Source organism: Victivallis lenta, assembly GCF_009695545.1.
Lineage (GTDB): Bacteria > Verrucomicrobiota > Lentisphaeria > Victivallales > Victivallaceae > Victivallis > Victivallis lenta.
This window is the reverse complement of record NZ_VUNS01000004.1, coordinates 88,983-114,602: the sequence shown is the minus strand read 5'-3', so window position 1 is coordinate 114,602 and position 25,620 is coordinate 88,983. Positions and strand designations below refer to the sequence as shown.

Genomic DNA, 25,620 nt, shown 5'->3' with positions numbered 1-25,620 from the left:
CGTGAAGTGGTTCTTCCGGTGACGGGCTGCCGGACCTCTGTCCCGGTCTCCGTATAACCGCAGCGGCCGAAAATCCCTGCATCCGCCCGGCCGGGGCGGGAGAGGCAAAATCGGGTTATTTTCGGCGGACGAATTGCAATCGGAACGGAGGAACGATATATTATATGCAATGTTGTGAAACCGTTTCTTTTCTAACGCGATAGTGAGGGATTGTCAATGGCAGGGAAAATTCGGGTCGGAATCTGGGGGCTCGGCCGCGCCGGGAATGGCATGCACATTCATGAGCTCGGGCTGTATCCGGACATGTTTGAAATCGTCGCCGGCTGCGACTGGGATCCGGCGCGGCGGGAAGCCGCGGCGAAGAAGCTGCCGGGCCGGCCGGTTTATGAAAAGGGCGAGGAGCTGCTGAAGGATCCGAACGTCGAGCTCGTTTCGGTTGCGACCCGCTCCCCCGACCATGTGAAGCATGCGATCCAGGCGGTCGAAGCCGGCAAGATGGTCATGGTCGAAAAGCCGATGGCCTGCCGCATCGAGGATGCGCTCGAGCTGCAGAAGGTCGCCGACGCGAATCCCGGCCGGGTTTTCGTGCGCCACAACCGCCGTTTTGAGGCGGCCTTCTCGCATATCCGCGAAATCATCAGGTCCGGCAAGCTCGGCCACATTTTCGAAATCAAGCTCTGCCGTCACAATTACCAGTGGCGCGCTGACTGGCAGACCATCCTCGACTGCGGCGGCGGCCAGCTGCTGAACTGGGGGCCGCACCTTGTCGACCATGCGCTGCAGTTTCTCGAATGCCCGGTTAAGGAGCTCTGGAGCGACCTGGCGATCGTCGCTTCCCGCGGCGATGCCGAAGACCATGTCAAGATCGTGTTCAAAGGTGAAAACGGCCGGGTGGTGGATGTTGAAATTTCCGGCGGCGCTTCGCTCGGCGACCCGGTCTATGCGGTCCGCGGCAGCCGCGGCACGCTGATGAGCTGGGATGAGAAGCGGCTGAAGCTCAAGTATCTCGCACCGGGCTATCCGGAGTGCGACACTCCCGCTTCGCCCGGCAACCCGCCGCTCGAAGGCGGATTCGGCGGCCAGGTCAGCCCGGTCTGGGTCGAAGACGATCTCGGCGTCGCCCCGTCGAACGGCGACCAGCCGGAGAAGATCTGGAAATATCTGTACAAGGCGATCCGCTGCGGTGAACCGTATCCGATCACGATGGCCGAGGCCGTCGAAGTGGTCCGGGTCATCGACCGGGTCAAAAAGACGCCGATTCGCGACGTCCGTTAACGATAAGGAAACAGAACCATGAAAGCTCCGGACAGTCAGATTGCAGTGACCCTCTACAACCTGCGCGATTACTGCAAAACCGAAAGCGACCTCGACAAGACGCTCGACAAGGTCTGCGATATCGGTTACCGCGCGGTTCAGGTCTCCGGGACGCCGCTCCCGGCCGATGTGATCAGAAAACAGCTCGACAGCCATAACCTCTACTGCTGTGCAACCCATGAGGGGCTCGACACGCTCAAAGGCGATCCCGCCGCGCTGATCGACCGGCTCCAGACGCTCGAATGCGATTTCACCGCGCTCGGCGCGCCCCCGCCGGAGTACCGGCAGGACGTGAAGATGGTCGATGAACTGATCCGCATTTTCGAAACGATGGGCGGCAAGCTGCGCGAAAAGGGAATCCGTCTCGGCTACCATAACCACCATTTCGAGTTCGAGCGGCTGCCCGGCACCCGGCAGATCATGCTCGACTACTTCTATGAGAACAGCAATCCGGAGCTTGTGGCGGCCGAGATCGACGTTCACTGGGTCACGCGCGGCGGCCAGAATCCCGTGAACTGGATTCACAAGGTCGGCAAGCGCATGCCGGTGATCCACTTCAAGGATTTCGCGATCATCGACGGCGGCACTCCGGTCTTCTGCGAGATCGGCGAAGGCAACCTCGACTGGCCGGCGATCATCCAGGCCTGCCGCGAAGAGGGGGTGCGCTGGTATTCGATCGAACAGGATTCGCTGTTCCGCGACCGCGACATTTTCGAGTCGATCAAAATCTCCTTCGACAACCTGAAGGCGATGGGCGTGAAGTAATTCCGTCCGGTCTACGGGAGAAAGGCGGGCGTGCGGTTTGCATGCCCGCTTTTTTGTGTGTCCGGGCGGCGCTTTTTCCGGCCTCCGGCTTGAAAGCCGCTTCCGGGCGTGGTATTTTAAAGCATTTGCACACAGGAAAGGTTTACGGATGGTCTGGGAGCTTTTGTCGAACCCGGTGCTGGTTTCGGTCGCGGTGCTGCTCGCGCTCGCCGCGCTGCGCATGAATGTCGTATTCGCACTGATTTCGGCTGCGGCGGTCGGCGGCATGCTGGGAGGACTCGACGGCGAGGCGTTCGCGCTGCTCGGCAGCGGCGAATTCACGGAGTTCTGGAAGAGCGCCGTTTCGGTGTTCGGTTCGACGATGAAATCGTTCCAGAGCAGCCTCGACAACGGCGCGGTGCTCGCGATCAACTATGTCATGCTCGGAACCTTCTCGATCGCGATTTCGCGCTCCGGCGTCACGGAACTCATCGCGCGGAAGCTCTTTCAGTGGATCGGCTGTGAAATGACCGCGAAGAAGCTGTTCTGTTTCAAATACGCGCTGCTCGGCATCCTCACGCTCACGGCGGTTTCGTCGCAGAATCTGATTCCGATGCACATCGCTTTCATTCCGGTCCTGATTCCGCCGCTGCTGCCGGTGTTCGACCGGCTCCGGCTCGACCGGCGCGCGGTGGCCTGCGTGCTGACCTTCGGGCTTATCACACCGTACATGGTGCTGCCGGTCGGCTTCGGGAAAATTTATCTCAACACGATTCTGCTCGACAATATCCGGCGCAACGGCATGGAGGTGGCCGCCGCGCAGGCCTCCCCGGCCATGTTGATTCCGGCGCTCGGCATGGTGGCGGGGCTGCTGATCGCGGTGTTCCTGAGCTATCGCCGTCCGCGTGCGTATAATCCGGTCAAAACCGAGCTCATGGTGGAAGCGACTGAGCCGGTCGAGATCAGGCCGTTCAATGTGGCGGTCGGCGTTGCGGCGATCCTGATGGCGCTTTTCGTGCAGATATTTCTCGATTCGCTGCTGATCGGTTCGCTGCTCGCGGTCATGGTGTTTGTCGCGGCGCGGGTCATCCGCCTGCGCGACACGCAGGATGTTTTCGTGCAGGGCGTTCACCTGATGGGCGGAATCGGCATCGTCATGATCGCCGCCGCCGGGTTTGCGAACGTGATGAAGGACACCGGCGGCGTGGCTGAGCTGGTCGAGCTCGTGAAGGGCGTCGCCGTTCACTACAGGGGGGTGACGGTCTTTGCGATGCTGCTGATCGGGCTGATTATCACGATGGGAATCGGTTCTTCCTTCTCGACGGTGCCGCTGATCGCCGCAATCTATGTGCCGCTCTGTGCGGCGCTCGGCATCTCTCCGCTGGCGACGATCGCGATCGTCGGCTCGGCCGGAGCGCTCGGAGACGCCGGCTCCCCGGTGTCCGAATCGGTGCTCGGTCCGACCGCCGGGCTCAACGCCGACGGGCAGCACGATCATATTTACGACTCGACGATTCCGACCTTTCTGCACTACAATCTGCCGCTTCTGGCGGCCGGGTGGATCGCCGGAATGATTCTGTAATTCGGAGGAAGGAGCACGACATCATGTTTGGATTTTATCGTCTTGCGGCGGCGGTCCCGAAGCTGAAGGTGGCCGATGCGGCGTTCAATACGGAGGAGCTTCGGCGCTGTTTCCGGCAGGCCGCGGAGAACGGCGCCGACGCGGTTGTCTTCCCTGAGCTCTGCGTGACCGGTTACTCCTGCGGCGATCTGTTTTTCCAGGAACGGCTGCTGGCGGCGGCCGAAGCTGCCGCCGTTGATTTTGCGGCGCGGACGGCCGGCAGCCGGACGGTCGCCGTCATCGGCCTGCCGTTCCGCCGCGGCGACGTGCTTTTCAACGCCGCCGCCGTCGCCGCGGACGGAGCGATCCGCGGAATCGTGCCGAAGTGCGTGCTGCCGAACTACCGGGAATTTTACGAGAAGCGGCATTTCCACTCCGGGCGCGGCATAACGGACGCGACTGCGTGCATCGGCGGCCGGGAGGTGCCGTTCGGCGCCGACCTCATTTTCGACGGCGGTGCCGGGTTCCGTTTCGGCGTTGAAATCTGCGAAGACCTCTGGTGCGTGCTGCCGCCGTCGCTGTACCTGGCGCTCGGCGGGGCCCGGGCGGTGTTCAACCTTTCCGCTGGCAACGAACTGGCGGGCAAGGCCGATTACCGCCGGGAACTGGTGACGCAGCAGAGCGCCCGCTGCCTCGCGGCTTATGTGCTGGCCGGGGCCGGAGTCCATGAGTCGACGACCGACCTGGTGTTCGGCGGACACGCGATCATCGCTGACAACGGCCGCCTGGCGGCGGAAAACCGCCGTTTCGACCGGGAGTCGAGCCTGACGTACGCCGACGTTGATTTCGAACGGCTCGGCGCGGCGCGGCTCTCGGAGAGCTCGTTCAACGACAATCCGCTGCCGGAGGGAATGCGTTTCCGCCGGGTCCGGCTGCCGGAGGCGGCAGGTTCTCCGGATCTCCGGCACGCCTCGATTCCGCGTCATCCGTTTGTGCCGGAGAACGCAGCCGGCCGCCGGGAGCGCTGCCGGGAAATCTTCGATATCCAGTGTGCGGGGCTCGCCAAGCGGATCGAGCATACGCGGGCGAAGACGATGGTGATCGGAATTTCGGGCGGGCTCGATTCGACGCTTGCGCTGCTGGTCGCGGCCGAATGCTGCCGCCTGCTCGGCCGCCCCGCCTCCGATATCATCGCTTTCACGCTGCCGGGGTTCGGCACGACCGGAAGGACCTACAACAACGCCGTGACCCTCTGCCGGCTGCTTGGAACGACCTTCCGCGAAGTCGATATCAAAGCCGCCTGCCTGCAGCATTTCAGCGACATCGGGCACGATCCGGCGATCTGCGATACGGCATATGAGAATGTGCAGGCGCGCGAGCGCACCCAGATTCTGATGGATGTCGCGAACAAGACCGGCGGGCTGGTGGTCGGCACCGGCGACCTTTCCGAAATCGCGCTCGGGTGGAGCACCTACAACGGCGACCACATGTCGATGTATGCCGTGAACTGTTCAATCCCGAAGACGCTGATCCGCTTTCTGATCGAAACCACGGCGGAGCGGGAGACGCCGGAACTGGCGGCGGTCCTGCGCGATGTGATCGATACTCCGGTCAGTCCCGAGCTTCTGCCGGCGGACGGCGACGGCGCGATCAACCAGAAGACCGAGGAGCTGATCGGTCCCTACGAGCTGCACGATTTCTTCCTCTATCACTTCATCAAATACGGCGCGGAGCCGGAGAAGATCCGTTGTCTGGCCGAAAACGCGTTCGCCGGAACTTATCCGCCCGACGTGATCGGCCGCTGGTTTGCGTTGTTCGTGCGGAGATTTTTCCGCCAGCAGTTCAAGCGCAGCTGCGTGCCGGACGGTCCGAAGGTCGGTACGATCGCGCTTTCGCCGCGCGGCGACTGGCGCATGCCGAGCGACGCGAGCGACGCGGCCTGGAACTGCTGAGAAGCGGCCTGTTCCCGTTCAGAACGGACCGTCGCAGACGCTTTCTCCTTCGCAGAGGGTCATCGGCAGAAGGGTGACCGCGTTGCCGCCCGCTTTCGGGTGACGCATGACGTCGAGCAGCGCCCGCATGGCGAGCTGACCGAGCCGCCGGTTGTCGAGCGCCATCGTGGTCAGGGCCGGGCGGCAGAGTTCGGTCACGCGCGAGTCGTTGCCGATGCCGATGACGGAAAGCTGCTCGGGGATGCGGATCTTGTTCTCCTGAAACACCTGAATCGCTCCGAGCGCCATATTGTCGTTCAGCGCCAGCAGCGCGGTGGCGCCGTTGAGGCCCTTGCGCAGCAGGGAGGCCGCCGCGGCGGCCCCGCCGGAGACGGTGTCGGCGTCCCACCCGGCCTCTTCGACGAAGGCGATTTCGGAGAGCAGTCCATGCCGGTGCATTTCGGCATGGAATCCGGCCCAGCGTTCGTTCAGCCGCATTTTGCGGGGACGGACCGAGATCATGCCGATCCGGCGATGGCCGCGCTCGATCAGGTAGCGCACCGCCCGGGCAGCGCCGGAGAGGTTGTCCTTGCTGACGCAGGTTACGCCGGGCAGGTCGGTCACGTTGTCGACGAGGACGACCGGAACCTGGCACTTCTCGATGAATTTTTCGGCGATGAAATCCGGGGTCGGGCCGACCAGCATCGCGCCGGCGATGCCGCGGGTGCGGAAGGCGAGGCGCGACAGCGAAAAACGTTTTTCGTCCGCCTCCCACGGCAGCGTCAGGCAGACCGGGCGGATGCCGCTGCCGGGACCGGCGGCCGACTCCGCGCCGAACAGGATTTCGGCGAAGAGCGGGGAGATGATGCCGCGTTCGATCCAGCGCGGCATGACGAAGGCGACCGGCAGGTCGGTCACGGGACCGAGCAGTTTTTCGGCCTGCTCGACGTTGCAGACCCGGAAGCCGCCGCGCGGAACGGCAGTGAGCACTTCGGCGTCGACCAGTTCGCGCAGCGCCAGATGGACGGTCTGGCGGCTGCACCCGGTCGTCTGTTCGAAGGTCCGGATCGAGGGCAGGTACTGCCGCTCCGGCGTCCCCCGGTCGACGATATGGCGCAGGATCTTCTGCCGCACCTCATGAACTTTGTTTCTCAAAACAGATATTTCTCCGTGTCGTCAATATACCGTTTTCGTCATATAAATGCAAGCAGACCCGTTATTCAAACACTACGAGCGGATATTGCTCCGGTGTTTTGGATTCTCCGATGCCGGGAACAATGTGAATCCAATTTTCGCGTCCTTCGCCGTCGTTGTCGTTAATCAGGAGATTGAACCGGAATCCTTGCCGCAGCAGCTTCGGCGACAGCTTGAGCGCAGTAAGGGGGATCGATACCTGATAGGAGGTTCGGTTGCCGTCCCGCTCAGTCTTCAGAACCGCGGTTTTCATTACTGGCGCCGGATCAAGTCCATCCGGAGTACTCCAGCAGAATACTTCGTTTTTTCCGTCGTCACGCCGGGTCAGACCGATTTCCCACAGGCCGGAATGTTCCGGAACAGCGATGGCAAACTGTACACAGTCTCCCTGCCAGACGCCGGAACCGGAGAACGGCTGGCAATGGCGGTCGTCAGTCACATCCACGGCCAGGATGAAGTTCTGTCCATCTTGGCTCAGGCGGGCGGTCGCGCTCAGGTCTTCCGGCCCCTTCCAGTTCAGATGTTCCCTGCTCGGATCGGCGCCGATCAGGCTGTGAACTTGCTCACGCCGGTTCAGCAGAAAATCCGGCGCGCCGTCGTTCCGCTTCGCGGGAATCACGGTCGCGGACAATACGGGCAGTTTAAAACAGCCAGTCCAGCCGGAATTGATTCCGTGCCATTCCACTTTGATGAAATCTCGGACGCCGGATGGCAGGCGGAATTTTGCGTCGACCTGAGCCTCAATTGGAATGCACCGCGATTCCCCGGCGGCGAGAGAGATGCGGAGTTCCGGGCAGATGAGGCGGATGCCGGGAGGGGGCGAAAATCGAAGAACAAAATTCTCCGGTTTCGGCAGGGGATTGTTTGCTGTGAACTGAAAAGCGAATGTTTTCCCTGCGACTGCCGCTCCGGAAAAGACGGCTTTGAATAGTTGGCCAGCCGGTTCGATATCTGTCGAGACCGGAAGTTCAACCGCGACAGGATACTCGGAGGCTTCAAGCGGGAAACAGCCGCCAACTGTCGGAATCGGTCTCCGGTTTCCCATCAGGTCGACAAGCTCCGGGACCGTTCCTGCGGCACTCGTCTGAAAGAGCAGCGTTGCGGGGGGCGTATCGACCTCACTCCATGCTGCCAGCAGCCGTTTCTGATGATCGGCGAATTCAAACAGCCAGATTCCGTCAGGTGCGGGAAGCTGCCGGAGGAATTTTTTCGTACGGAAAAGCCCGGTCAGCGTGTTATACGCGACATAGACCGGTTTGGGCTGAAAATCGTTGGTGAGCAATCCGTAATTGTGTTCGCCGTTATCCGGGTCGAATCCGTCGTTCCTGAGATCGTACCAGTTGTAGCCGACCGCGCCGCGGCTCCAGGCGAATAATAGTTTTTTCCAGAGAGCGGCCGCCTGACGCTTTTCACGGCCCCCGGCCGCAGTGAGTGCGGTCTCATTCGCATACCACGGGGCAGCTATGCCGAGCCGGCGTCGCATCGGCAGAAATTGTTCGTCGATGATCCGGCAATACGCTTCGAAAGGACCGTGCTCGTGATGCGCATGAATGTCGAACGTGCCGTTGGTTCCCGCCAACGCTTTTTCGATATAACCGGGAGCGTGGGAGCTCGCCACCTGCAGCATCGTGGCAAAGCCGCCGGTCAGGATCACGGCGGCCGGATCAGCCTTGCGTAGCTCTTCCGCTCCGGCACGGAAAAGCTCGATGTAATCCTCTGCTCCGAAGTTGTAGAAGGCAGCAAGGTCCGGTTCGTTGAACTGCTCGTAGAAGCGGATTTTGCCGCGATAGCGCTCGGCGACTCGGCGGATATATTCCCGGTAAAGGGCGGTCTGCGGTCGAATCTCACCCCTGATGTCGGAACGCACCGGTACGTATCCCGGAGTTACAGCCCAGCGTGGCGGCGCACCGAGCAGAGCTTCGAATTCGATTCCATGCGATTCGTAGAGACGCAGCACGGAATCGGGATAGCTGAAGTCCCAGTCTCCACCCGGTTGCGGCTGGAGTGCGCGCCAGTGAATATCGAGCCGCAGAACCTTGATGCCAGCCAAGCCGGCGGCCCGCGCTTCAAGCTCGCGGTCCTGTTTACTCCAGCGGTAGGGATGCGAATGGACACCGAACAGGAAACCGGAAGTACGATTCGGAGTTGGTCCGGATGGTTCCAGGCTGGCGAATTGCAGGGTTCCGCCGTGCTCCGCTCCTTCCTTATTTCCCTGTACTGTCCAGAAAATCTGCCAATGTCCCGGCGCGGGAAGCGGACGGTTAAGCGGCAGGCGCATCGTTCCTCCCGGTGGCAGTGATAATGACCGTTCAAGTCGGAAATGTCGGCCGTAGAAGTCTTCAAAGCGACAGGAGGCTCTTCCGTCGAATTCACGGTCGCCGCAGTTGGTGAAAACAACGGCGAGTTTCGACTCTTCGCCGGGACGGATCAGGTACAGCGGATCTCCGGTGTCGACTTTCGCTTCAATGGCTGCGAGTGAAAATTTTTCGATACGTCCTATTGTGAACTCGCCGCGTTTTCCCGTACCACGGAATCCGATGGCGAATCCGGTGATTGTGACTTCTCCATCGATGCGTCCGTTTTTGTCACCGCCCCAGAAATCACGGATTTTTTCCTGTGTGATTTCAAATTCGACACTGTCGTGAAAACCGCGTTTCCGGGTATCGAACTGAAACGTTTCGCCAGATGAGTCGGTGAGACGAATTCGAATCCGGTCGAAGTTTTCTGTCAATTTCCCATGCAGGGCGGCTCGTAGCACACACGGTTCGAAACGACCGAGCCGGATTGGTTTCGTAAAGACGAATTCCCCATACGGAGTATTGCCGGATTCCCAGCAGAACCGGATTCCCGGAGAACCGTCCGGCAAAGTCGCGCTGATCGCCGAATGGCGGCGGCTTTTTGCCTGAACTGCCGAAGCTGACCAATGGACCGGCAATGGAGCGGCGGCAGTTATGGATATCAATGCAAACGATATGCAGAAAAGTGACAGTTTCATGGCAATCATTCCTGCGTCGCGACAGGAACGCCGTTCCTGACGACCTGTTCGATGGTGGCGGACGACCGATATAGTTCCTTCTTGCCCAGCGAGGCGACATGGCCGTCTGCAAATGCGGTATTTGCACGGTTGTTGTGCCGGATCGACGCGCCCCCTTCGCCATCAACATTCGGTTGGAAGAACCAGAGCATCTTCCCCGCGTTCGAGTGAGTTCCGCGGTATTCGGTATCCATCACCAGAAGAATCTGCGATGGAGTTTTCATTTTCTTGAAGGAATAGCCGTTGTTATTGTTGTCGAACTTGTGAAAATACGGCCCAGTTTCCTTGATCTTCGCCTCGTAGCGGGTGGTATCGCTTCCGTTGTAGCGATTGTCGAAGGCTCCGTAGGTCTGATACAGAAAATAATCTTTTCCGGCCGATAGACTCGAAGGACAGACCAGCAGCTTATTTTGTCTGGTGTCCGGCAGATAGGCATTACCCCCGGTGCGGCCGATTATGAATTCGGACCACGATTTGTTGCCGGCCGCCTTCGAATAGCGCATGACGATTCCGTCGTAATCGTCCGCGTAGAATTGAAAACCGGTCATGATTTGCTTCAGATTTCCGGTACACGATGTGGAGCGGGCGCGTTCTCTTGCCTGATTCAGCGCGGGCAGCAGCATCGAGGCGAGGATCGCGATGATCGCAATAACGACAAGAAGTTCGATCAAGGTGAAATTCCGTTTCATGGCATTGTCTCCGTTGGGTTGGTTGAGCATCTGTTTAAATTATACCGGAGAACGGCGGCCATGTCAATAACCCGCAATCTTTTTCCGGAATCATTCATGACAGAATCATGACAGACGGCTAGGACAGGGCGGCGGTCACAGCGAAATGACGAGGATGCCGGAGAGAACCGCGAGGAATGCCGCCGCCGCCGCGAAACCGGCCTTTTCCCGCAGAATCGCGCGGCTGTAAATCAGGAATCCTGCAATGCAGGAGCCCATGGCGACCGGGTAGCCGATCGAGCCGCAGCCGAGGGACGCGAGGATATTGAGTCCGCGGTAAAAAAGGAAGAACAGCGAAACGATGTTTACGCAGCCGAGCGTGACCAGCGGCAGCAGTGTGCCGCGTGCTCTCCACCGGCTCCGGGCCAACCCGGCGTTCACGCCGAACGAGGCGAGCACGCCGAGCTGGACCAGCAGTGCCCGGCGCGTGCTCGGCATGTCGCCGGCGCCGAGGTAAGAGGGCAGATTCGCGCAGCATTGCGAGATTCCGGCAAAAAAAAAAGCGCCGAGCGTCGGAAGGAGCCAGTTGCCCGAAGTTCCCGGTTTTTTCTCCTTCGAGAAGCTGAAAAGAACGATCGCCGCCAGGATCAGCGCCAGCCCGGCCAGGCGGCTGACGGTCGGGGCGACGCCGAAGAACAGCATTCCCATCGTGAACGGAAAGACGAGCGCGCTCTGGGTGATTCCCCAGACCGCACCGTTGTGACCGCGCGCCATCCCGGCATTCATAAGCTTGATCATCAGGTAGTTGCCGACTCCGGCGCCGAATACGGCCAGCTGGAGCGGAAGGGGGATCGTGGCGCTTCTCTGGAACAGGAGCGCGCCTCCCGCCGCGGCGGCGGTCAGCAGCGCGGCGCCGGCCTGGATGAAGTCGAGGTCGAGCCGCCGCCGCGCGGCCGTGCTGATCACAACCGCGATCAGCACCCAGCAGAGGCCGGTTGCGACGAGAAGCAGGGTGCCGTGAATCATGCGTATGTGATCTCCACGCGCTCCTGCGGTATGACCGCGTCGACGACCGCGTAGCGGCCGGCGCCGACCCGCTCTTCACGGAAATCGGCCGGTTCTCCGTTTCGGGAGACCCTGAGTTCTCCGGCCTCTTCCGGCACGAACAGCCGCAGCTTCGCATGATCGTGCCGTGAGAGCAGTTCGAAACCGAGTTGTTTCTTATCGTAATCGGCGGTGAAATGATATTCGGCCGCCGCGCCCGAGGCGGCGTATTCGAGCCGCACGTGCGCCTCCGGCTCCCGGGCCGCGGCGAAGCGCGGCGAGAGGGTGACGTCGCGGAAAAGCCTGTCGTTGTCAACCACGCCGGCGAGCCCGGCGCATTCGGCATGCATAATCTCCGCTCCGCACCAGCAGCGCGGACCGCCGCCGATGTCGCGCCCCTCCCAGTCGTAGAGGAAGGCGATCTTGCCGTCGCGGAGCATCTTGCGGCCCATGCGCTTGAGGATGTCCACGCCGTACTCCTCCATGCCGGTTTCGAAAGCGCCGAGCGCAAGCTGTCCGGCGACGAAGGGAGCGATCGCGCCGTTGACGTAAGCCCCCGGTTTCATCCCCTTGAAGCAGGGGTAGGGGGGCTCGAGATTGCGGAAGTCGTCGAGTTCGCCCCGGTATTTCTCCCGCATCGCCCGATAGGCGTCGATGACGCTCCGGCGTTCGTCGAAGTTCAGGATATTGCGGTTCAGCGCGTAGGCGTTCGAAAGGCTCATCTGGCACGTTTCGTCCACGCCGTAATTCACCGGGTCCAGCGGCAGGAAATGGCGGAAAAAGCTGCCGTTCCAGAGATGCTTCATGATCCGTTCGCGCAGCGCGGCGGCCTCCTCCTCATGGCGTGCGGCGGCGGCCTCGTCGTTCAGATGGCGGTACAGCTTCGCCAGCAGCAGCTTGGCGTTGTAAAGCCCGGTGTTGTCACCGTGGAAGATGCCCATCGGGTCGTCCGGACGCACGGCCCGGTCCCAGCTGGAGTCCTCCCGGTCGAGAAAGTCCCAGGTGTCGAGCGTGCGCGGACGCTTGGCCAGCTGATGCTCCGCATCCCAGCGCAGCGGATCGGTCATGATGTAGCGGAGGCCCTTTTCGACACGGGGCAGGTTGCGTTGGAGCCATTCGTCGTCGCCGGTCGCCTGCCAGATCATGTGGACGCCTTCGGCCATCAGGTACTCGATGTCGGCCTCGAGTTCGAGGCGGCAGAGGCCGAAGCGCGAACCCGGCTCCCGCAGCGCGCACTCTTCGGAAGTGATCCGGTACTCCCGGCCGTCGTGCCGGAACGGAGCGCCGGAGTGCATATCGGTCAGCGGGGCGACGATTTCGTAGAAAAAGCCTTTTTCGTGCTGGCGCTCGAGCAGCAGGTCCGGAAACGAGCGGATGTCGCGCTCGGTGTAGCGGAATCCCTTGAGCGTCAGGATATAATCGCGTATCCAGTTCAGGTTGACCCGGACCGGTTCGTCGTGCCGGTAGAGGAACACGCGGTTGTTGAACTCCATTGCCCCGGCGCACATGCCGAAGAGCAGCGAGAGCGGCTCCCCGTGAAAGGCCGTGGCGGCATCGGGAATGTTGGCTGTGGCGATGAAACTGCCTTCGATCCGGCTGAACACTGGAATTTCCTCCTGGATTGGTTTCGTACACTGCTCTTTATTATAGCCGGTTCCGGCTTGAAACACAAGAGCGGAACTGTTATATTACTTCTTGAATCGTCACCTTTTGAAAAACGGAGGAGCCGGATGGGACCGGTCGGCCGGGAACTCGGACTTGAACATCTGTCGCGGGAAGGATTCCTGCGGCTTGTCGATTTTGTGCTGGAACAGATTCCGCCGGCGCGGGTTCATGCGGGCAGGCGGATGCCGCCGCCGCCGTCTGGCGTGTCGGTCGAGCTCTACGCTTATCCGGTCTTCGATGTGCCGCTCACCGGCGGCAAACACCTGCGCTGCGGCGACGGAGACGGCGTTGCGGAGCTGGAACTTCATCCCGGCGAAGTTCTGTTTTCGGAGCCTTTCGCCTGGAAGCTGCCGCTGTGGGACCGGCCGCACGAGCTCTGCTGCCTCGTTTTCCGGCCGGAGTGCATCCGGATCACCTACGTTGATGCCGGTTCCGGCGGGCGCCCGGTCTGCGGCTGCTTTTTCCATACGGCGCTGCCGCCCTCCGACACGGTCCGCAAGGTTGCCGGCTGTCTCGCTGCGGCGCCGGACGAGGCGAGGTGCGACCTGGTCCGCGCCCTGTTCCGGATGAGCCGGGCGGCGCTGGCCGAAGACCAGGCGGAGCCCCCCGGCAAGGCGCGAATCACCTATGAGAAAATCCGCCTCCATCTCGAAGAAAATTTCGGTGTGGAGACGGACCGGGCGCGGGTCGCGCGGCTGTTCGGCCTGAATCCCGGTTATCTTTCGCGCCTCTTCGCAGAGCACGGAGAGCGCGGTTTTTCGGAGACGCTGCTCGAGATCCGCATGGCGTATGCCGCGATGCTGCTGCGCGAAACGGAGCTTCTCGTCGATGAAGTCGCATTCCGCTGCGGCTACCGCAGCACGACTTTCTTCTCCGCGGTATTCCGGAACTGCCACGGCATGCCGCCGGGGCGGTTCCGACGCCGGTTCCGGTGATCCCGGGCTCGCTGCTCAGGCGGTCGCGCCCGGATCTTCCGCGCTCTCGTCGATGCGGAGATAGCGGAGCTCGATGCCGCGTTCCCGGCAGAACGTTTCGAGGCGGCTCATCCGTTCGCGGTTCCCGGTATGCGCCGTGACCAGGAGCTTGCCGAACGGGTGCCGCGCATGGATCTGCTCGAGGCGGTCGCTTCCGCCGAACACGCGGAAGCCGTAGATGTGCAGCCCGTGCAGCGCGGGGTCGTCATCGATGATCCCGACGATCCGCTCGGGATTGTCCGCCTTTTTGGCGCAGTAGAGGCAGTTGATGTATACCCGGCATTTCAGGCCGCCGCCGTAAATGACGAGTTTCCGCTGCAGTTCCGGCGGCTGGCGCTGCACGTACAGCTCGTGAAACCAGAACCAGCCCGCGTAGTGGATGATGAGCCGCTCCGAGACGATCAGCAGCGTGGCGAGCGTGATGAAGAGCAGGCTTCCCGTGACGAACTGCCGGATGCCGACCCCGAAGGAATCGGCGATGTACTCGTAGCTGCCGCAGAACAGCAGCAGACTCGAAAGGATGGTCCCGGACAGGATAAGCAGGGCGAGTCGGCAGTAGTCGTTCACGCCGGCGCGGAGCCAGTAGACCCGGTAGATTCCCGAAAAACAGAGCACCAGCGCGAGCGGACAGAAGCAGTAAACGAAGATTTTGAGGTTGCCGATTTCTTCGGTCGCACACCAGTGGGCGGTCAGGAAGGCAATGCCGATCAGCGCAAAGTCGATGAACGGGTGTACGAGGTTGATCAGCAGCCCGCGGCGCGGTTTCGACAGGCCGTTCTGGATCAGGCGCGCCGAATCGCTGAGTTCGACGCCCGCCAGCTGGCGGATGGCCAGCAGCACCGCGAGCAGCAGGATGATGTACGCGATCGCCGCCGCAGTGCGGAAGACCAGCAGCAGCAGAACGCCGGCCGCGAATCCGCAGCCGAGCAGGTACATGATGAGCGCCGTCGTCGCCTGCTTGTGCGTCTTTTTGAACAGGCGATGGTGCAGGTGGTCCTGGTCGCCGTCCATGATTCCGCCGGCATGCGGGTCGAGCAGCTTGCGCATGCTGCGCCGCCAGATCGCGAGGATCACGTCGAAAAGCGGCACGCCGATGGCCAGCAGCGGCAGCAGCAGCGAGGTCGCGGTCACGGCATGGTCGATCGTCGAGAGGCCGATGACCGCGAAGATCAGTCCGAGAAACGTGCTGCCGGTGTCGCCGAGAAAAATCCGGGCCGGATAGAAGTTGTAACGCAGGAATCCGAGGCAGGCGCCGGCCAGAACCAGCATGGTGACCGCCTCCGCGTCGTGTCCGCCGATCAGCAGGAACCAGATCGTCATGCAGCCGCCTGAGACGATCGCGAGTCCCGAAGCGAGTCCGTCGAGCCCGTCGATCAGGTTGAATGAGTTCAGAATAATGATGATCCAGACCGCCGTGAAGGTGAGCGACAGATACCAGGGGACCGGCCAGCCGAACACGCTGTAGGTCTGCGCCCCCATGCTCCAGACGATCAGCGCCACGAGAAGCTGGACGAAAAGCTTGATCCAGGAACTCAGCTCGAAACGGTCGTCGACCATGCCGAGGCCGCCGAGCAGGAGCGAAGGCGGCAGCAGCCGCTTCCAGAGTTCCGCCACCGGCCCGGACTGCTCCAGCGCCAGGATGCCGAGCACGAGGAAAAAGGAGAGGATGATCGCGATCCCGCCGCCGCGGGGCACGATCCGCTGATGGATATGGCGGCCGCCGGGCTTGTCCACATAGCCGAGGCGCGGCAGCAGGCGGATCGCAAAAAACGTGAAGAACGCGGAGAACACCGCCGCCGCTCCCGGATACACGATCCAATTCGCATAGTATTGAAGAAATTCCAGCATCGTCAGACACTCGCTTTCCGCTGAGGCCTCCGGCCTTTCAGCAGCCGGAGAAGCCAGTTGCCGTTCTCCTCGGGCCGGAGGCTCACCGGCGGGAGGTTTTTCAACAGCCGTTCGGGATTCGTATCCATGATCGTTCCGGCGTACGCCTTCCCGCAGCGCTGCTCGAGATGGGCGCGACAGCGGCTCAGGCGGAAGGTCCGGTGCCTGCCGTGGGCGTCCGACGCGACGTAGTGGCAGCAGCCGCTGCGGATCAGGCGCGCGGCCATGCGGCGGCAGCGCGGGCCGTTGCCGCCGAGGATGCTGTCGGCGTTGAGCTGGAAAAAGGCGCCGAGCCGCGACAGCTCCAGGGCGGACTCCACTTCCGTCAGGTACCGCTCCGGGTGGGCGATGATGATCTGCATATTGTTCCGGCCCAGAAGAAAAAACAGCTCCTCGATGGACGGAGGCAGGTTCGGAACGCCCAGATCGATCAGGACAAATGAGCTTTCTCCGAGCGGCCGCAGATTTTCGATCTCCGCATCGAGCCGGGCGAACGAATACTCCATACCCGGCAGCAGACGGATGCCCGCGGCTTTTGCGCTGCCGGCAAGCTTCTCAAGGACCCGGGGGCAGTCACGGTACGCCTTCGGCGAATAGTGCGGAGTGCAGATCAGCGTGTCGATACCGTCTTCTGCCGCCGTCTGCAGCATCTGCTCCGCAGTTTTGAAATCCGATGCACCGTCATCCATCCCCGGAAGGATGTGGCAGTGAATATCGACCATCAGGCCTCTTCCTTCTTCTCTTTCGCTTTTTCTTTCCGGGAACTCTTGCTTTCGCCGTATCCGTAACCGTAGCCGTAGCCGTATCCGTAACCATACCCGTATCCGGCGGTCTGGGCCGAATAACGGTTGAGGACGACGCCGAGGATATTCACATCGAATTTGCGCAGCTGGTCGACGACCTGCCGGACCGCATCGACCGGTGTGCGCCTGCTGTTGACCACGAGAATCGTTCCGTCGGCCAGCTTGCTCAGCAGCAGCGGATCGGCCATGTTCATGCAGGGCGGCGAGTCGAGAATGATATAGTCGTACCGGGTCGCCAGCTCATCCAGAATGCCGGAGGTCTGGAAGATTTCAAGCAGCCGCGTCGGGTTCGGCGGAATCGGGCCGCTGCGGATCACCGAGAGCGGGGTCCCGAGCACGTTCTTGTGGATGACCTCGTCGATCTTCTTTTCACCCAGCAGGAAGTTCACGAGTCCCGGCTGGCGCGGCAGATCCAGATAGTCGTACTCCGCCTTGCGCAGATCGCAGTTGATCAGCAGCACGCGCTTCGAGTTGCCGCACAGCGTCAGGGCCAGATTCAGCGAGGTGAAGCTTTTGCCGTCCTTCGGAAACGCGCTGGTGAGGACCAGAATCTGCGCCCTGTTCTTTTTCGGCAGGGAGTATTGCAGATTGGTCTGCAGCAGCAGGAAATCTTCGAGGATATGATTGAAGCAGTAGCTGTCGCTTTTTTCCGTCAGGCAGGCGAGATTCGCATTCTGCTTTTCGGAGCAGGTTCCGATCATGCCGATGGTCGGCAGGTCGAGCTCCGCCTTGACGATATCCGAGTTGCGCAGCGTGTACCGGAAGAAATCGTACAGACAGAAGAGCCCGAAGACGAAACCGGCGCCGAGCAGGAACGCGATCACGGTGACGCGCGCCGTTTTCGGACTCACCTTGCCGAGCACCTGCGGGGAATCCACGACCTGCACCCGCTTGATCTTCATGAACTTTTCGACGGACTCGGAAAATACCTCGGCGATGACCTGCGCCGCTTTCTCGGCTTTGACCGTCGACTGGCTGAAGACGGAGACCTTGATGAACCGCGTCTTGTTCAGAACCAGCGCCTCGAACCGGTACGGCACCTCGGCCAGCTCCGGATATTCCAGATTGAGCCGCCGGCGCGCTTCATTGCTCACGTTGCGGCTGCCGAGCAGTTCCTTGTAGTCGTTCACGAGCAGATTGCCGAATATGATATCCTGCTGGGTCAGTTCGCGCGGTTTCCGGGCGTCGTCGGCATCGTCTGCCGCCGGTCCGGCGGACGGCAGCAGATGGTTCTCGTTTTCATATTTCGGATTGCCGCCCCAGGCGAAAAGAGAGATTTCGGCCTTATAGGTGGGAGGAACCAGGTAACGGCAGACCAGATAGGCGGAGACGCCGCAGAGGACGCCCGCCAGCACGATCCACAGATAATGTTTCCGCAGGTTTCTCCAAAAGAAAAAGAAATCGATTTCCTCCATCCGTCTCATCAATCAATACTCCTCCGCGGGATAATGCTGTTTCTGTCGTCCATTCATCCGGGTTTCTTCGAAAATTGCAGGTACTATCATCATACTATACACCCGGATTTAACTTTTTACTGCCTTGAAAAACAAAATTTCTCGTGTTTTTCAGACTTTGCCGGGTATCCGGCCCGTTTCATTCCTCAGGGGAAAATGGCCCGCCCTCCGGGGCGCGGCGCAATTTCTCTGAATCCGGCAGCGGGGGCCGCTGCGGAGCTCCTGAAACGCGAGGCTCCGCCGGAACCGTTCAGTCCAGCCGGGGCCGGTCGGTCAGCGTGACCGACGGAGCGTTCAGCTTGTGCAGTTCAAGGACGACAATCTCATTTTTCCCTTTGCGCAGCAGCGGCGCGGGGATGTAGAGCGTATTGCCGGGGCCGATGTTCCAGTAACGGCCGATGTTGAAGCCGTTGATCCAGACCACGCCCTTGACGCCCGGGAATTCGAGGAAGGTCTCGGCCGTCTCGGTGACATCGAAGCTGCCGCGATGGAAGGCCGGCCGGTTCTCTTCCGCCGAAAACGGTCCGTAAACGAGGCCGCTCAGGTCGTCGAGCTCAAGGTTCCACACTTCGAAGTTGCTCAGCATCTGCCAGGTTATGCCGACGCCGAGCGGCAGTCCCTTGCAGTCCCGCCCGACGAGCGGTCCGTAGTTGATGCGTCCGGTGTTCTCGACGAGCAGATCGAGCACCGCTCCCGCCGGCCCGGTTCTGACCGGCAGGAAACGGTCGGCGTCGTTGCGGTAGACGGTCCCGAGATAGCTCCCGTCCGCCCAGGCCATGACCCGGTCGCGCACTTCCGGAAAGTAGAGCCGGTTGTCGAACGGGCCGGAGAGTTTCGTGCGGTAATGGATGAAGCCGAAGTTCTGGCCGCACGCCTCCATGGTCGGCGGCCGCACCGATTCATGCTTTGCGGCGAGCCGGTCGAGCGCTTCGAGCAGCGGGGCGCTTTCGGTCAGCTCCGCCTTGCCGTAGGCGGCTTTGCGGACCGGGGAGGGAGTGCCGAACGGCGCGTCGGGGCGGTATTTGCGGATGACCTCCTGGCAGGCGAAGAATTTCGGTGTCGGGTCGCCCCATTCGGTGAGCGGGCCGTCGTAATCGTAGCTGGTCACGGTCGGGGCGTAGTCGCCGGGCCGGTCGCCGTTGCCGTTGGCGCCGGCGGTGAAGCCGAAATTGGTTCCGCCGCAGAACACGAAGAAATTGACCGAGGCGCCGGTTTTCAGCATCGCGTCGAGCTCCTGTGCCACATCATCGGCGGCGCGGGTGTGGTGCTCTTCTCCCCAGTGGTCGAACCAGCCGTTCCAGAACTCCATGCAGAAATCCGGCCCTTCCGGCCGGTATTTGCGGCTCTGGGCGAACGCTTCGGCGGAACGGCTGCCGAAGTTCACGGTCTGGAAGCATTCGGGGATCGTGCCGCCCTGGAGCATCCAGTCGTCCGGCCCGTCTGAAGTGAAGAGCGGCACGTCGATTCCATTGTCGAGGCAGATTTGCCGGACATGCCTGAGATAGGCTTTGTCGTTGCCGTAACTGCCGTATTCGTTTTCGATCTGCAGCATGATGACCGGGCCGCCCGCCGTGTACAGGTGCTTTTTCACGAGCGGCAGAACCGTGTTCAGATACCGGTCGTTCGCGGCGAGAAAAGCAGGGTTCATGCAGCGGAACTCGACGCCGGGCCGGGCGGAGAGCCAGGCCGGCAGCCCGCCGTTCTCCCACTCGGCGCAGATGTACGGGCCGGGACGGACGATCGCATAGAGTCCGGCCCGGTGGATTTCGTCGAGAAACGCTTCGAGATCCAGCATGCCGGCGAAGTCGAACTGCCCCGGTTTCGGTTCGTGCAGATTGTGACAGACATAGGTTTCGACCGCGTTGAGGCCCATCATCTTCGCTTTGGCGATGCGGTCGCGCCACTGCTCGGGACGGATGCGGAAATAGTGAATGGTTCCCGAGATGATCTGCGTCGGCTTTCCGGCGATCCGGATCGCGCCGCCTGAGATTTCGACTCCGGCCATGTGTTACCTCTTTCGTTATTGGTCGATGAAAAATTGAACGTTCGCTTTTTTGAGTTCGCCGCGCAGAATCGTTTCGAGCGCCTTTGCGGTTTTTTCGGACCGGAGCTGGAGCCGCAGGTACGGGGCGGCGTCTTTGAGCGGAATGTAGCGTCCGGGCGTTTTCGATTTGACCTTGATCAGAAAATAGGCCTCCTGATTTTCAAGGAGTCTGCTGACGCTGCCGGCCGGCAGAGCCGGGTCACCCTGCTTCAGGAGTCCGAGCAGGTCCGTTTCGGAGAGCTCCGCTCCGGACGGGTTGGTCTCGGCTGCGACCCGGTCGAAATCCTCGCCCTGCCGCAGGCGGGCGCGGACCGTTTCGGCCGCCTCCCGGGCGTCGGCCCGGCTCTTCGGAATGCGGATCACGCCGAACTGGTATTGCTCCGGCAGCCGGAACTGATCCTGATTCAGCCGGTAGACCTGTTCGATTTCGGCGTCGCTGACCGCGATGACCTCGGGAGCGGCCCGGCGCAGGAACTCCTGCAGCGCGACGTTCCAGCGGTAGTTTTCGGAGGCGGCGATGCGGGCCTTTTCCCCGCTTTCGCGAGTCGGCAGCCCGTGCGGAAGCAGCCGCTCGAGCTCTGCGAGATGCCGTGCCGCGGCTTCCTCCGACGGCGTGATGTTTTCGGTCGCCAGCAGCCGGCCGAGCAGGAAAAAGTAGACCTCCGTCTCCGCCGCCTGCCGCGCCGCGGCCCGCATGGCGGCGGGACCACCCTCCGGTGAAAGTTTTCCGGAGTTTTTCAGGCGCGCGACGACCGCGTCGCGGGTCACGGCATGGCCGTCGACGGTTGCGACGATGGCAGGGAGCGTATCGAATTCCGCAGCCGGGAGCAGAATGCCGGCCATTGTCAGCAGCATGACGGGCAGAAACCGCATTTTTCGGCCGGCTCCTATTTTTCCGGGGCCGGGGGCGTTGCCGCCGGGTTCACGGTCGGTTCGGGAGTGGCGGTCCTGGCCGCCTCTTCCCGGGCGGTTTCATCGATTTTGAGCTTGTAACTGTTGAAATAGGCCTGAAGCTTCGGCGTCATGTTCGCGGAGAGCCCGGTCGAGGCGGCGGTCAGCGCCGCCGACATGGCCGCGGAGTTTTTCGCCTCCTTCATCTCATTCAGCAGCATCTTCGCGTTGCGGAGCTGGCGGACCCGGCCGCGCTGGCGGGACAGATCGCGGTTGCCCGGATACGTCTTGACCCCTTCATTCAGAATTTCCAGCGCCTTGTCGATGTTGCCGGCGTTGATTTCACCCTGGGCGCGCTGCAGGTAGGCGTTGCTCTGCTGGATCGTGACCAGCTTGATGATGTAATCGTTGGCATTGTCCATCTGCCGAAGCTTTTCGCCCTGTTCCGAAGCGGCTGCGGCATCCGCCGTCGTCATGCTGTTGAAGAAGCGCAGAATCAGGGAATTGCGCTCAACGGGCGGCGCAGGATGGGCTTTGCCGCACCCCGTGACGCCTCCGGCCAGGCAGAGAACTGCTGCGATTGTAAGCAAATGTTGTCTGTTCATATCCTATAAGATAGCCCGCCTTTCTGCGTTTTGCAAAGTTTCGGCATAAAAAAAGCCGAACCTGAGTTCGGCCTGGCGGATTCCGGTCTGTCTCTCCTTACGGTTCGAGGCGGAGATCGTCGATGATGAACTTCACGGGGGCGCCGGAGGCGTTGTACAGGAAAATTTCGCCGCGCAGCTCCTCCGGCTTCATGCCGTTCCTGCCGAACTTGAAGTCCCGTTCGAATTCAAGCCTGACAGTGCGCCATCCGGCGGCGTTCCCGTCGAGCGGAAGCACGGCTTCGGCGCGGCGCGTCCAGTCGCGGTTCGGGAGCGCGATCCGCAGGGAACCCGGCGTTTCGGCCTTGTACCGGAAGCTGACCGCCGTGCACTTCTTCCGGGCGGCCGCGGCCGCATCGAACCGCGTGAAGGCGGCCGGCGACTCGCTGCCGGCCGGCGCGGCGAGCTCGATCCGGGTCGAAACGGCGCCGTCCGCGACGTTCTCCGGCTCGTCGGCGGCGCGAACGGTCCGGACCTTCGAGGCGGAGGCGGCGTTTTTCGGACCGGCGGTTTCCCATTGGAAGGTTCCGGCCCGTTCATCGCCGAACGGGAGCTGTCCGGCGCGCCGGTCTTCGGCGGCGCTTTCGCGGAGCAGGTCGAGCAGGATCACCATCGCGGGCGTCTCCCAGTCGGCCAGCCCGGCGCCGAGCGCGTTCGCCGAACAGCCCGGCATGGTGAAGGTGCGGTAGAGCATGCGTTCGAGATCGGCGCGGTCGCGCGGAGACTTCAGGTAGGCGTTGCCGGCGGTCCGGCTGTACAGATAGGGCGCTTTGGCGGCGTATGCGGCGTCGCGGAAGGCGGCTTCGTACTTCCGCAGCGGTTCCGCCAGCGCCTCGTTCGAGCGGTAGAAGGCCAGCAGCTCGACCGGAACGCCCTTGCTCGTGCTGTAAAAGTCCTTGCCGTCGATGAAGTGGTTCAGCAGCCCCTTCGAGATCGAAGTCGGCCAGAGCGAGGGCCATCCTTCGCCGTAGCCCTGTGAGACGCCGAGCGGCAGGTAGGCGTCCTTGCGTCCGGCCTGTTCAACGTCGGCCATCTCGTGGATAACCGGCGCCAGGTGCGGCGGAATCGGGAAGTTCAGCGAGTTATAGAATTCGCTCATCAGCAGCCGGGCCCCGGTCGATGCGCCGGCTTTGGCGGCCATGTAACGGCCGAAGTCGGCCTCGTCCGGCTTGCCGAGGAACTCCTTGATCCGGACCATCCCGGCCCAGCCGGAAAGCTCGGCGTTCAGCATGTCGATGTTGTTGCCCATGCCCCATTCGACCGCATTCGAGGCCATCCAGGACCAGTCGTGCGAAACCAGGAGATTGCTCATGAAGAGGTCGATGTACGGTTCGTTCGACGCGAAGAATACCGGGTCGCCCATGATGCGGCTGTAAAGGCCGAGCGTCTGGAGGAAGATGCCGGCCGTCTCATTCATGTCGTGGAACATCCAGTAGCCGTCGTTGAAGCGGACCGGGGCGATGAACGCCATCAGGTACCAGGCGCCGGTGAACGGCTCCTGCCGGTAACGCAGGAAGGTCTTGTACTGGAAGAATTCGATGTCGCGCCGGATATTCCGGGCGATCTTCGCGTTGAGCCGGGCGCGGGTGTCGCCGTATCCCCTGATGCCGTCGAGATACGGCTTGAACATGAGGTTGCCGGCCACGCCGCCGAGCGTGCGGTGCAGGTCGATGTAGTTCCATTCCGCCGCTTCGGGGCCGGGTTTCATGGAGGTCGCTTCGCGCAGTTCGCGTTCCGGGTAGACCGTTTTTTCCCGGCGTTCCACAATGCCGTAGTCGGAGGGGATATAGGAGAGCCCCGGCTCCGCTAGGTGTTCGGTGATCCGTTCGAACAGCGCTTTGTTCACCGGCAGTTCGAGGTGCGGATCGGCAGCCGTCACCGGCAGCGGATAATCGACTTCCGGAATCGCGAGCGTGTATTCGGAACGTTTGCCGGAAACTCCGTGCAGCGGCCCCTGAAAAGTCGCGTAGTCGAGGTCGGCGGTTCCGTCGGCGAACTTCACGTTGCCGGACTTCGCATAGAGCGGCAGCAGCGGCGGAACCGGAGCGACGTATTCGGGCTCGACGCCCCAGTCGTTCGGAATGACCAGATAGTCGAAGTCGTTGCGGATCAGGACGGTGCCGTTCTTCTTGTCGAGCTTGTAGCGTTCGGTGCAGCCGACTGTCCGCGCGGCCTGAATCCGGCTCCAGCGGGCGCAGCGGGCGGCGATGTCCGCCGGGAGCGCCTGTTCCCAGCCGACGGTTTCGGCGGGCGTGTAGTGCTTGATGCCGGCCAGCGGCATGACGGCGAGATCGACGCCGCGTTTCGCGAAATCGATTTCAAGGTGTTTGCCGTTCATCCGGGCAGCGGAGATTTTACGGCTGAAGGTGAAGAGCAGCGGCCACGCATCGTATTTGTCCGTCCGCTTCCAGACCAGGAACCAGTTGGAGGAGAGTCCCTTGAGATCGACCATCGCGCCCGGTTCCAGCGAAATCGCGCGGGTCCCGCCTTTGACCGGATAGGCCAGCGTCGCCGACATCGGGCTCTCGATCGAAACTTTATCCGCATCGGGGTTGCGCAGCAGGACGCCGGGCGTGCCGAGCCCCCAGACGATTTCGGTGCCCTGTCCCCAGCGGCCGCCGGTCCCGAGCATGGATTTGCCGAGCCAGCTGGTTTTGAGTGCCGCGAGTTTGCCCGGCGTGTGGCTGCCGGAGAAGCTCACGCCGAAGTAATCCTGATCGACGTCCCACATCCGGAAGGTCTGTTCCGGACGGATGCTGATGGCGTTGATCCGGTCGTCGTTCAGCCAGCCGAACCGCCCGAAGTTGTTGCGGCTGATCCCTTCGCGAAAGCCGTCGGCGTCGGGCGCGGCGGCGCGGAACACGGCCGGGGCCTGACGTTCGGCCTTGAGTCCGAGACCGTACGGATAGATCATTCCATCGTAACCGGCGCCCGGCTTCAGCGCTCCGGCGTAGGCGATGACGCGGCCGGAGCCGAACCGCTTTTCGGCGATTTCGGGAGAACCGTCGGAAGCGGCCTGCAGCAGCTTTGCATCTTCGGCCGTCGAGGCGTTGAGCAGGTAGGCGGGATTGCCCGCATGGTCGCGCTTCGGCGCGGCGGGATACAGGGAGCCGCGGTTCAGCTTGAGCGGGTTCAGCTCGTCAAGCTGGGGATGGTTGACGCCGAAGAAAAGAGCGGTTCCGCCGTTTGCGACGTACGATTTCAGTGCTTCGAATTTCGATTCCGGCAGCGGGGCATAGCTTGAGACCACGACGCAGTCCGGCTTGCCCTGCTCCGGGAAATCGCGGAGCGGCTCGATCAGGTTGCCGTCTCCATTGATCCAGAAAGCGAATCCCTCCGGCGTGACGCTGTCGAGCAGATAGACGACCCGATGGGCGAATTTGCCGCTGCGGACATAAAATTTCATCCGGAAATAAGCCGCCTGTTTGTCGGCTGCCGGCTTGATTTCAAGCGTATGCCAGCCGCTCTTGAGCGCGGAAACCTGCTTCGGCGTCAGCAGCCGGTAGACGGCCAGTCTGCCCTGTTTTTCGAAGGCGCGGGCGACACCGGCGGCAAGCTGCCGGTTGGCGAGGTCGAAAATCCGGTAGTCGACTCCTTCGCGCAGCGCGCTGTCGTCACCGTCCTGGAACCGGTAGGTGAAGCTGAGCGATTCGGAGGGGGTCAGGAAATGGTCGTTCTTTTCAAAATGGAATCCGTCCGGAACCATAGCCCCGGAGGCGGCGAGCACAAACAGTGCCGAAATACCGGCGAACAGTCGTTTCATGGCAT

17 protein-coding genes are annotated in these 25,620 nt (G+C 61.9%); 5 read left to right on the top strand and 12 right to left on the bottom strand.

The genetic code is table 11. The annotated features are described in order from the left end of the window. Positions 1-216: 216 nt before the first annotated feature. The 4 genes from FYJ85_RS05655 to FYJ85_RS05640 all read left to right on the top strand — a co-directional run bounded on the left by FYJ85_RS05655 (position 217) and on the right by FYJ85_RS05640 (position 5,571). On the top strand, positions 217-1,275 hold the full coding sequence (locus FYJ85_RS05655; protein ID WP_106054538.1) for a Gfo/Idh/MocA family protein: 1,059 nt from the start codon (positions 217-219) through the stop codon (positions 1,273-1,275). A gap of 18 nt (positions 1,276-1,293) precedes the next feature. Then, entirely contained in the window at positions 1,294-2,079 is a 786-nt protein-coding gene (locus FYJ85_RS05650; protein WP_106054539.1) for a sugar phosphate isomerase/epimerase family protein, read from the top strand. 148 nt (positions 2,080-2,227) lie between these two features. After that, positions 2,228-3,640 carry a Na+/H+ antiporter family protein gene (locus tag FYJ85_RS05645; RefSeq protein ID WP_106054540.1) on the top strand — a complete coding sequence of 471 codons (1,413 nt, stop codon included), beginning with the start codon at positions 2,228-2,230 and terminating at the stop codon, positions 3,638-3,640. A gap of 23 nt (positions 3,641-3,663) precedes the next feature. After that, positions 3,664-5,571 (top strand): NAD(+) synthase, encoded by a 1,908-nt coding sequence (locus FYJ85_RS05640; RefSeq protein WP_154417241.1) that lies wholly within the window; start codon positions 3,664-3,666, stop codon positions 5,569-5,571. Positions 5,572-5,589: 18 nt separating this feature from the next. Here the strand turns inward: FYJ85_RS05640 and FYJ85_RS05635 are convergent, their stop codons facing one another. The 5 genes from FYJ85_RS05635 to FYJ85_RS05615 form a co-directional block, all read right to left on the bottom strand. After that, entirely contained in the window at positions 5,590-6,705 is a 1,116-nt protein-coding gene (locus tag FYJ85_RS05635; protein ID WP_106054542.1) for a substrate-binding domain-containing protein, read from the bottom strand. A 61-nt stretch (positions 6,706-6,766) separates the two neighbouring features. Beyond that, entirely contained in the window at positions 6,767-9,739 is a 2,973-nt protein-coding gene (locus tag FYJ85_RS05630; RefSeq protein WP_154417240.1) for a hypothetical protein, read from the bottom strand. Positions 9,740-9,744: 5 nt separating this feature from the next. Continuing rightward, positions 9,745-10,467, bottom strand: a complete 723-nt coding sequence (locus tag FYJ85_RS23975) for a prepilin-type N-terminal cleavage/methylation domain-containing protein (RefSeq protein ID WP_177994768.1) — start codon at positions 10,465-10,467, stop codon at positions 9,745-9,747. Positions 10,468-10,602: 135 nt separating this feature from the next. Next, a complete protein-coding gene (locus FYJ85_RS05620; protein WP_106054546.1) occupies positions 10,603-11,472 on the bottom strand; it encodes a hypothetical protein in 870 nt (289 codons plus the stop codon). Then, on the bottom strand, positions 11,469-13,094 hold the full coding sequence (locus FYJ85_RS05615) for a glucosidase family protein (RefSeq protein ID WP_154417239.1): 1,626 nt from the start codon (positions 13,092-13,094) through the stop codon (positions 11,469-11,471). The genes FYJ85_RS05620 and FYJ85_RS05615 overlap by 4 nt, the downstream gene beginning before the upstream one ends. Before the next feature lie 126 nt (positions 13,095-13,220). Here FYJ85_RS05615 and FYJ85_RS05610 point away from each other — a divergent pair, with 126 nt between their 5' ends. Next, on the top strand, positions 13,221-14,090 hold the full coding sequence (locus FYJ85_RS05610; protein WP_154417238.1) for a helix-turn-helix transcriptional regulator: 870 nt from the start codon (positions 13,221-13,223) through the stop codon (positions 14,088-14,090). Between the two features lie 15 nt (positions 14,091-14,105). Here FYJ85_RS05610 and FYJ85_RS05605 read toward each other — a convergent pair whose 3' ends face one another. The 7 genes from FYJ85_RS05605 to FYJ85_RS05575 all read right to left on the bottom strand — a co-directional run bounded on the left by FYJ85_RS05605 (position 14,106) and on the right by FYJ85_RS05575 (position 25,615). Then, positions 14,106-15,977: a hypothetical protein gene (locus tag FYJ85_RS05605; protein WP_106054549.1), complete on the bottom strand. Its 1,872-nt coding sequence runs from the start codon at positions 15,975-15,977 to the stop codon at positions 14,106-14,108. 2 nt (positions 15,978-15,979) lie between these two features. After that, positions 15,980-16,738 carry a tyrosine-protein phosphatase gene (locus tag FYJ85_RS05600; protein ID WP_154417237.1) on the bottom strand — a complete coding sequence of 253 codons (759 nt, stop codon included), beginning with the start codon at positions 16,736-16,738 and terminating at the stop codon, positions 15,980-15,982. Further along, complete coding sequence (locus FYJ85_RS05595; RefSeq protein WP_106054551.1) at positions 16,738-18,243, bottom strand: tyrosine-protein kinase domain-containing protein; 1,506 nt, start codon at positions 18,241-18,243, stop codon at positions 16,738-16,740. Before FYJ85_RS05595 ends, FYJ85_RS05600 begins: the two co-directional genes overlap by 1 nt. 280 nt (positions 18,244-18,523) lie before the next feature. Beyond that, positions 18,524-20,278: a glycoside hydrolase family 35 protein gene (locus FYJ85_RS05590; protein WP_106054552.1), complete on the bottom strand. Its 1,755-nt coding sequence runs from the start codon at positions 20,276-20,278 to the stop codon at positions 18,524-18,526. Between the two features lie 15 nt (positions 20,279-20,293). After that, on the bottom strand, positions 20,294-21,190 hold the full coding sequence (locus tag FYJ85_RS05585) for a peptidylprolyl isomerase (RefSeq protein ID WP_106054553.1): 897 nt from the start codon (positions 21,188-21,190) through the stop codon (positions 20,294-20,296). Between the two features lie 14 nt (positions 21,191-21,204). Next, on the bottom strand, positions 21,205-21,798 hold the full coding sequence (locus tag FYJ85_RS05580; RefSeq protein ID WP_154417236.1) for a tetratricopeptide repeat protein: 594 nt from the start codon (positions 21,796-21,798) through the stop codon (positions 21,205-21,207). A 112-nt stretch (positions 21,799-21,910) separates the two neighbouring features. Beyond that, positions 21,911-25,615: a type 1 glutamine amidotransferase family protein gene (locus FYJ85_RS05575; protein WP_154417235.1), complete on the bottom strand. Its 3,705-nt coding sequence runs from the start codon at positions 25,613-25,615 to the stop codon at positions 21,911-21,913. Positions 25,616-25,620 lie beyond the last annotated feature (5 nt).

Bases quoted from the DNA above. Each gene is read 5' to 3' on its own strand.
- FYJ85_RS05655 (WP_106054538.1), top strand. From the start codon at position 217: ATGGCAGGGAAAATTCGGGTCGGAATCTGGGGGCTCGGCCGCGCCGGG.
- FYJ85_RS05650 (WP_106054539.1), top strand. From the start codon at position 1,294: ATGAAAGCTCCGGACAGTCAGATTGCAGTGACCCTCTACAACCTGCGC.
- FYJ85_RS05645 (WP_106054540.1), top strand. From the start codon at position 2,228: ATGGTCTGGGAGCTTTTGTCGAACCCGGTGCTGGTTTCGGTCGCGGTG.
- FYJ85_RS05640 (WP_154417241.1), top strand. From the start codon at position 3,664: ATGTTTGGATTTTATCGTCTTGCGGCGGCGGTCCCGAAGCTGAAGGTG.
- FYJ85_RS05630 (WP_154417240.1), bottom strand. From the start codon at position 9,739: ATGAAACTGTCACTTTTCTGCATATCGTTTGCATTGATATCCATAACT.
- FYJ85_RS23975 (WP_177994768.1), bottom strand. From the start codon at position 10,467: ATGAAACGGAATTTCACCTTGATCGAACTTCTTGTCGTTATTGCGATC.
- FYJ85_RS05620 (WP_106054546.1), bottom strand. From the start codon at position 11,472: ATGATTCACGGCACCCTGCTTCTCGTCGCAACCGGCCTCTGCTGGGTG.
- FYJ85_RS05610 (WP_154417238.1), top strand. From the start codon at position 13,221: ATGGGACCGGTCGGCCGGGAACTCGGACTTGAACATCTGTCGCGGGAA.
- FYJ85_RS05605 (WP_106054549.1), bottom strand. From the start codon at position 15,977: ATGCTGGAATTTCTTCAATACTATGCGAATTGGATCGTGTATCCGGGA.
- FYJ85_RS05600 (WP_154417237.1), bottom strand. From the start codon at position 16,738: ATGGTCGATATTCACTGCCACATCCTTCCGGGGATGGATGACGGTGCA.
- FYJ85_RS05595 (WP_106054551.1), bottom strand. From the start codon at position 18,243: ATGAGACGGATGGAGGAAATCGATTTCTTTTTCTTTTGGAGAAACCTG.
- FYJ85_RS05590 (WP_106054552.1), bottom strand. From the start codon at position 20,278: ATGGCCGGAGTCGAAATCTCAGGCGGCGCGATCCGGATCGCCGGAAAG.
- FYJ85_RS05585 (WP_106054553.1), bottom strand. From the start codon at position 21,190: ATGCGGTTTCTGCCCGTCATGCTGCTGACAATGGCCGGCATTCTGCTC.
- FYJ85_RS05575 (WP_154417235.1), bottom strand. From the start codon at position 25,615: ATGAAACGACTGTTCGCCGGTATTTCGGCACTGTTTGTGCTCGCCGCC.